Here is a 7,143-nt window from a genome sequence, read left to right as displayed (position 1 = left end):
CTGCGCGGGAACGAAGCAATTTAGGTCAATTTGTTCAATACCATATACTCCTGTTGATTGTGTATAAATATGTCAGGATTCCTCTGCGCGTAGGCGAGTAACCATTCGCTAAAAGGAGGTTATATGAAACGTATCTGCGAATTAATCCTTACCAGCTAGTAAAACCTGATGATACTACACAGAAAAGGTCTTGCTGAGCCTCGTTGCAAACAAGGTCTGGTTTAATCAATTGAGCTGCGAGCTCAAAAAACTCTTTTTCTTCGCCTTTCTTTTGAATGGTATTGGGGGATTTTGGCGTCATTAAATAAAAGCAGCTGGGATATATTAGAATAATTGCAGCTGATAGCATACCAGCACCCAGTGCTGGATTACAAATAAACACCGGTATGGAGGTTGCTAATAATGACAATCCAAGGACTGCTGCGGCCAGAGCAACATTTTGTAACTCGAAATCTGGTTTTTCTATGTCATGAATGCCAACCGGATAATATCTTGACATATGATAATATTTGATTGCAGCAGGGGTTCGTTCTGGATGCTCGATACAGGTTACTAATGTTTTTGCGAATCTATTATATTGGTGCAAAACTTCTTCTTTTTCATAAGGATTTAAAGTGTTACTTAGTAGCTCTACTTCAAAATCACTGAGTCTTATTGTTAATTGCAATAAAAAATATTCTTTATGTGTATCGTTAATCGATTTGATTCTATTTTTTACATAGTCAATTTTATTTTCTATACTGGATCTATTGACTAAATTTGAAAAGAACAGGCCAGGCATTGCGAGACGCTCGTTATTGATTAATCTGCGAAGGCTACCATTAGTTCTTTTGATGTAGTAGATGTCTTTACATAGCTTTACACCAAGGTAATATTACTTAACAATACTTTGTTTTTATTGCCTTCTGTTTTCAGTTGGTATGAATATTGCACTGAAAGTTGTCTCTAGACAAGGAGTGTGATTATGATTGATTTGAATACTCTTATTCTCAATTCATGCAGGGTAGCTGATACTGGTGATACCGCTCAGCCTGAAATAAAATCCGATGAATTGGTGATTAAAGAGGAGTCGAATGAAAATGATACCCTGCTAACACCAGGGGCTTTTATGTTATTGCTGACAGAGTTATTTGAGAAAAAAGTGGTTGATGATGAGGCTGCTAATGAAACAAACGTTAGTGAGCCAGGTGTTTTGGAAAAAAAATCTGATGCACAACAACTGGGTGATAATAAGGCCGCTGCTGTTGATGAAAATGATGACGAGGCAGTGACCGGGATACGTTCGGAACAATCACTGGACCCTCAACAGATTGATGCCAACCAACTCAATCAGACAGCTGTTATCGCTGTGACTCCTAATGTGGCGCTGACCTGGATTGATTATGAACATTTTGAGCCGCCCCTAACTGTTGCGATGGAATCCATTGATGCAGAACAATTTTTATCTGGAGTGGATAAGAGCATCAATCCTACTGTAGTCGGGCAAACTAAAGAAACTACACCTTATTCAGGACCGATTATTGCTGAAGAAGAAGGGGCTGGTATTGATAATAATGAATTAACTCAACAGAGTGCTTTGTTTGATTATGAAGAGCCTTTTGTCCAAAATATTAATCAGCATAATACAGATTCCTTTGAAGCATTCGCAGAGTCCTCTGGAATGGTTACCTCTCTTTTAGATAAAGGTGTAGAGACAGCGACAATAACTCAACCATCCGAGCATCGCCAAAGTCTCATTCAGCCAGAGCTTGTCACTAATCAAACAAACCCAAATACTCCTGAATCAATTAAACCGAAAATGCTTGACATCCCTGTATCCTTGAATGATTCTCAATGGGCTGATCAATTTTCAGAGCATATCATTTGGTTAGGACATCAAGGCGTTAAAACTGCTGTAATTAAACTTAATCCTGAGGATTTAGGGCCATTGGAAATCAGTGTAAAGGTGGTCAAAGAATTTGCCTCAGTGAATATAATCAGTCATAGTAATCACGTGAGGGATATTGTGGAGCAAGCAATGCCAAGATTACGGGAAATGATGGCAGATCAAGGTCTAGATTTAGCTGATGTAACTTACGGTACTGGCTCTGGTGCGGATGCGCGTCAATCAGAGCATCAAAATAATGACACTAAAAACGAGATGATGTTTGAGATGGAGGAAGGGGCTTTAGTGACGTCCTTAACTAAAAAATCACCTAAAGGTTTAATTGACTATTTTGCATGAGGCAATTGGTCTTACAATTAATGTACATTGTGAAAGGGAGTTTACAACATGTCTGGTAATGATCTTCGTAGTTGGCTGAATGACCACCGCAATCAACAATTTTGGCTTAATCCCCTACCTTCGGAACAGTTTGACGTATTAATTAGTCAAACTCCTATACAAAAATCGATATCAGGTTCTAAAAAGAACCGATTAATTTATAGTTATATTGAAAACAAGATTGTTTCTGACTATACCCAATTGATTGATTTTAAATTAAGAGAAGTCTTTTATAATCTGGGTATTGATGAGTTCAGAGAGCCAAAAGGGTTTGAACGTCAAGAAAAATCCAGCCAAAACCAGAGAAATTATTTTGAGGTAAGAGAGCAACTTGAATTTTTTCTAAAACAAGACATTCAACAACATCAAAACAATCCTGATGCTCAGCTGAATGCATTCAGACGCTGGATTGAGATATCTGATTCACTTTTAAAACGCCATTGTTATGAGGGATTTTTATTGGTTTTTATAAACCTGCAATTAATGGCCAAGCCTCATTTAATCGATGGATTGCCAACGAAATTACAACACAATTTCCATGAGCTGTGTAAAATAAATTCACCAGCAAAAAATCATTCAGCATTAAGACATTTCATTAATAAAAACACTAATGAACGTGATTTTACGCCATTATTTTTAACTAATCATGACATTACGATGATTAATGAATCAATTATACAGATAGGGCAGCAGGAGTTGCTTCTTAATAATAGAAAAAAAGCAGTATTCAGGGAGATTAACCGTTTAAGAGGGGAAATGGATCCCACCGAGTTTGATAAAGTTGAAATGCTAGTGAGAGATGATAAAAAAAATCCCATTGAACTAGATACAGAAAACATAGCTTTAATTGATTTATTGCGAGAAAGCAGAAAAATTCCTGAGCAGATAAAATTAAACCATAGCATCTTGGCTGAGCAACTTAAGCAACGCTCTGCTCTATTAAATTTAATTAAAAAAGAACAGCGATATAAAGTACAAACTCTCCCCGAACATCTCGAGAACACATACGACGAAATCTCTTTACGTTTTGGAAAATATAAAAGGGACCAGGAATCCATTCAAGAACCTGTAAGCGCACGCGATGCACGACCTTCTAAATTATATTCTCGACATCTATTGCCTTCATTTTGGCAACGAACAGGTAAGTCAGAAGCCCGGCATTGGGAGGATATGTTCACGCCCAGTTGCTTGTATAAAAGATAAACTACATTGTGGAGAAGGGGAGATTTTATTTGGCGAAATGCCAATAAACCCTGATATTCATCATGTCTGAATAATCTTTTAAGTAAGAGGTTTCTTGTTGTTCGTAGTCCGCATTAGCATCGCGCTGAGAAATTGGCATATTTGTGCATAATCAACAGATGGGTATGATATTGAACAAACAGAGCTTAATTTTGTCTTTCCCGCGCTGGCGGAAATCCATTCTTCAGACAAAGTAAGGAAGTAACTTGAAAAATGGTTTCCCGCCTGCGCGGGAACGACATAATAAAGATCATAATGAATTAATAAAAATCAGTTCTGATGTGTAAAAAATACCAAGATCTCCCAGATCATCGCGTAATGTGGGAAGAAAGGAGACTCAGTTCACATGGATGATGAGTTAATGAATAAATTAACATCGTCGGTTACATTGGATAACCAATCGAGTCCATTTATCGATCAAACAACGTTGTTGGCATCTAAAACCATTCGTTCGCCAACTGGTCCAGTAGGCACCGCTTGCACGATAAACGGGTCTCGGATGTACCAATATCGAACTTCTTCCATAAGTATGATAGCCAATAAAATAAGCCAGCTGAGTCCCGTTCATTGAGGTGGTATTACTATTGGCATTGGCGGGGGATGTGTAAAAAAAACCTGCAATGATTAAGAAAAAAATAAACACCAGGGATTGTGAAAAATAATTTGCAGATCTGGTTCTATTCATAACTCATTCCCTTGAACTCCGAATTTATCAAAAGTATAGAGCATGTGAACAATAAATGCTCATCGATAGTGGGGCTAATAATACCTAATCCTTTATGTTGTGTATCAGAGAGTCTGAACTCTCTTAAATGAATGCCTTTCCTCATAAGTCAAAGCGTTGTGAATCAGTTAGCAGCTCGTCGAGTTGAAGCATCATGTTGTTCAGGTTCTCTTGCACAGGTTCAAACTGTGTTGCTGAATGCGTTTTTGGCGAGAAAAAGGTTCCAATAAATTTTTGTGGCGTAGTATTTTTATTAATCAGGGTAGGGGGTATGGGTAAAGCAAGAGTCATTTCGGCTAATATCTTTAATGCAGTGATTGTCTCCCTGACACATTCATTACCACAATGTTCTAGCAATGCAGGCTTTATAGTGGAGCTTTCCTCAGCAAGGACTCGTTGAAATTCCGTGAGCCGTATGTGTGTGGGCGCGTTAAAAAATTGAGTGCCCGAAGAACTTAGGGCCTCTATCATAGCTTCTAGCTTTTCCGCTACCCCCTGGTAAGATCTATTGCCTTGGTCTGCTTCTTCGCACAGGCGATTCCTAATATGGGTTAGCTCGAGTATTTGCTGTTCAAACTCATTCTTTTTTGCCGATAAAGAGGGGATTGTGCTGATATGGTGATGGGCTTCAATAGCATCATAAAATCGAATAAAGTTAGGATTATTCCATAGCTCGGGGAATGTATGTAACTTATTAATACACAGTTTTTGCCATGCATCCCATCCATGCATCACCCAAGCGATATCTGCAGGTTTCATGGCTACTTGTTCCGTATTCTGAGTACTAAGAAAATACTGCATGCGCTGTTTGATGGATTTATCTTCGTCATTGGTAAGTTGTTCCCATGAGCTTTTTGTTGTTTGGAAGGTTCGCTCTATGTCCAGGTCCGGAGCAGTTAATAAATGATATACTGTATCCATATATCCGTTGTAAGCCGCAACAAACAGCGGCGTTGCTCCATTAGGTGCTTCTTTATTTATGTCTGCTCCATTCTTTAGTAACAACCGTACTATTTCTGTATGCCCGTTTTGAACCGCCATAAACAGTGGCGTTACTCCTCCATCGGACATTGTGTTTACTTCAGCCTTGTATTCCAGTAACAACCGCACTGTTTCTGTACGCCCTAACTTGGCTGCAATAAAAAGCGGTGTTGTTCCATTGTGCATCGCCTGATTTATATCCGATCCATTCTCGAGTAACAATCGTACTGTTCCTGTATGTCCGTTTTGGGCCGCAAGATTGAGTGCTGTTGTCCCGTTGTCCATTGCATGATTTATATCTGATCCATTCCTCAGTAACAACTGTATTGTTTCTGTATGTCCGTTTTGGGATGCAACTATGAGTGGTGTTGCATTACAGGGAATTGTCTGATCTACTGTCGCTCCATTCTTCAATAATAACTGTACTATTTTCGTGTGCCCGTGTTGTGCTGCACCATAGAGTGCCAGATGCATTTCAGCATTGTTTTTTAGTAATAATTTTATGATTTTTGTATGACTTCTTTGGGAGGCAACATAGAGCGGGGTCAGTCCAGTGCTAGTGGCTGTGTTTATAAACTGACTGTCTCGCGATAGGATTAAATTGAGTAAATCAATATCATTTGCCATGCTTGCCATAAACAGTAGGGTGGTTCCTGATGTATCTATACTTAAGTGAGGTAGCTTGGTCTTATAGTTTACTGCTCTAAATGCAGTTAATCGTTCTAGTAATTGAGGTAGAGACGGGTTGTTTCCTGTTGTGATGAGTTGTACGGTTAGCGCGACTTTATCTGTAGAGGAGTAGGCTTCAAAGCCTTGTTTTAATAGGCGCACTATATTTTCAACCGGTTGTGCGTTTTGGTCGGACTGGGGTGATAAAGGCAGGTATTGATTAATATCCATCGCATGCCATGTTTTATTTTTTGATGAATAACTCAAGGCAATAGAATGATTGTGGTTGCCCACTTCTATGCCGATTGTTTGTTTCGGTTCAATCTGGTCTATCTCAGCAGCAAGCTCTGTTAGATAGACGCGTAGCGCAGCGTCATCATAGATTCCTGTTTGAGAACAGAGGAGAGTAAGCCCTCCCTGGTCTTCAATTGCCTGGCTTGCTGCAAATAGTGATTTTCTTTCAATATCTGATTGAGAGAAGAATGTTCCAACTACATACTTATAATCTTCTTGATAAAGTGCCATGCTATCAAAAAACGGGATAACCTCCAGGGCTTGTTGCTCTTCTTCATTTAATGGGTATCCAGCTTGGACCTTTGTTCTGGCTTCTTTTATTTTTTCATCTAATTCATTTTGGTATTTATCAAGAAAGTGAATTCGTGCAACAAACGTTTCTAATGCCTCTTTGCCCAGCAGGCTTGCCTCTATCCAGCGTATTGAAAAACCTAAGCATAGTCCTCCTGTATTTAGATAACCCAATTTCTCAAATAGTTGGAGTAGCGTTGTGTGGTTCAGCATGAATACCCTCTTAATCAAGTTAAGGGAAGTTTTGCTTAATGATAGAAGTAGCTGCATTTTATGTAATTGTACATTATGTGTTTATTTTGTAAATTTCGTTCCTTTTTTGATGGGAGTGGCTTTTGCATAAAGAGCCTAGTAGCATAGCTATTATTTGGAATAGGGAGGATTCAATATGTCAGGTAAAGTTATTTTGATTACCGGGTGCTCTAGTGGCATAGGGTACGATGCTGTATTTGCGTTGGTAAAGAGGGGGCATCGTGTCATTGCATCCTGCCGAAAAGCTGAAGATGTCGAGCAATTGATTAAGGCGGGAGCTGAGGCTTTATTACTTGATGTTAATGATTCCTTATCGATAAAAAATGCATTTTCTGTCTTAATGGAAATGACTTCGTGCCGATTGGATGTCTTGATCAATAATGCAGGTTATGGACAGGCAGGAGCATTGGAAGACATCTCGCGAGAA

General features: G+C 39.0%; 6 protein-coding genes. 3 read left to right on the top strand and 3 right to left on the bottom strand.

The window, feature by feature from the left end; all coding sequences use genetic code 11:
- Nucleotides 1-148: 148 nt before the first annotated feature.
- Nucleotides 149-781, bottom strand: a complete 633-nt coding sequence (locus tag Q0495_RS07265) for a hypothetical protein (RefSeq protein ID WP_298624506.1) — start codon at nt 779-781, stop codon at nt 149-151.
- Nucleotides 782-964: 183 nt separating this feature from the next.
- Between Q0495_RS07265 and Q0495_RS07260 the strand changes: the two genes are divergently transcribed.
- Nucleotides 965-2,224 carry a flagellar hook-length control protein FliK gene (locus Q0495_RS07260; RefSeq protein WP_298624504.1) on the top strand — a complete coding sequence of 420 codons (1,260 nt, stop codon included), beginning with the start codon at nt 965-967 and terminating at the stop codon, nt 2,222-2,224.
- Between the two features lie 48 nt (nt 2,225-2,272).
- Nucleotides 2,273-3,466 carry a RasGEF domain-containing protein gene (locus tag Q0495_RS07255; RefSeq protein WP_298624502.1) on the top strand — a complete coding sequence of 398 codons (1,194 nt, stop codon included), beginning with the start codon at nt 2,273-2,275 and terminating at the stop codon, nt 3,464-3,466.
- A 409-nt stretch (nt 3,467-3,875) separates the two neighbouring features.
- Here the strand turns inward: Q0495_RS07255 and Q0495_RS07250 are convergent, their stop codons facing one another.
- Together Q0495_RS07250 and Q0495_RS07245 are read right to left on the bottom strand one after the other, a co-directional pair.
- Complete coding sequence (locus tag Q0495_RS07250; RefSeq protein WP_298624500.1) at nt 3,876-4,190, bottom strand: hypothetical protein; 315 nt, start codon at nt 4,188-4,190, stop codon at nt 3,876-3,878.
- Nucleotides 4,191-4,331: 141 nt separating this feature from the next.
- Nucleotides 4,332-6,677 carry an ankyrin repeat domain-containing protein gene (locus Q0495_RS07245; protein ID WP_298624498.1) on the bottom strand — a complete coding sequence of 782 codons (2,346 nt, stop codon included), beginning with the start codon at nt 6,675-6,677 and terminating at the stop codon, nt 4,332-4,334.
- A 175-nt stretch (nt 6,678-6,852) separates the two neighbouring features.
- Between Q0495_RS07245 and Q0495_RS07240 the strand changes: the two genes are divergently transcribed.
- Nucleotides 6,853-7,143, top strand: a 291-nt coding sequence (locus Q0495_RS07240; RefSeq protein WP_298624496.1) for an SDR family NAD(P)-dependent oxidoreductase, incomplete at its 3' end; no start/stop codon positions are given.

The sequence above is a fragment of the uncultured Legionella sp. genome (genome assembly GCF_937871865.1).
Taxonomy (GTDB): domain Bacteria; phylum Pseudomonadota; class Gammaproteobacteria; order Legionellales; family Legionellaceae; genus Legionella.
This window is presented reverse-complemented; position numbering and strand designations above follow the sequence as displayed.

What these genes read in the sequence shown, in the direction of transcription:
- Q0495_RS07260 (WP_298624504.1), top strand. Translation starts at nt 965, where the DNA reads ATGATTGATTTGAATACTCTTATTCTCAATTCATGCAGGGTAGCTGAT.
- Q0495_RS07245 (WP_298624498.1), bottom strand. Translation starts at nt 6,677, where the DNA reads ATGCTGAACCACACAACGCTACTCCAACTATTTGAGAAATTGGGTTAT.
- Q0495_RS07250 (WP_298624500.1), bottom strand. Translation starts at nt 4,190, where the DNA reads ATGAATAGAACCAGATCTGCAAATTATTTTTCACAATCCCTGGTGTTT.
- Q0495_RS07255 (WP_298624502.1), top strand. Translation starts at nt 2,273, where the DNA reads ATGTCTGGTAATGATCTTCGTAGTTGGCTGAATGACCACCGCAATCAA.
- Q0495_RS07265 (WP_298624506.1), bottom strand. Translation starts at nt 781, where the DNA reads ATGCCTGGCCTGTTCTTTTCAAATTTAGTCAATAGATCCAGTATAGAA.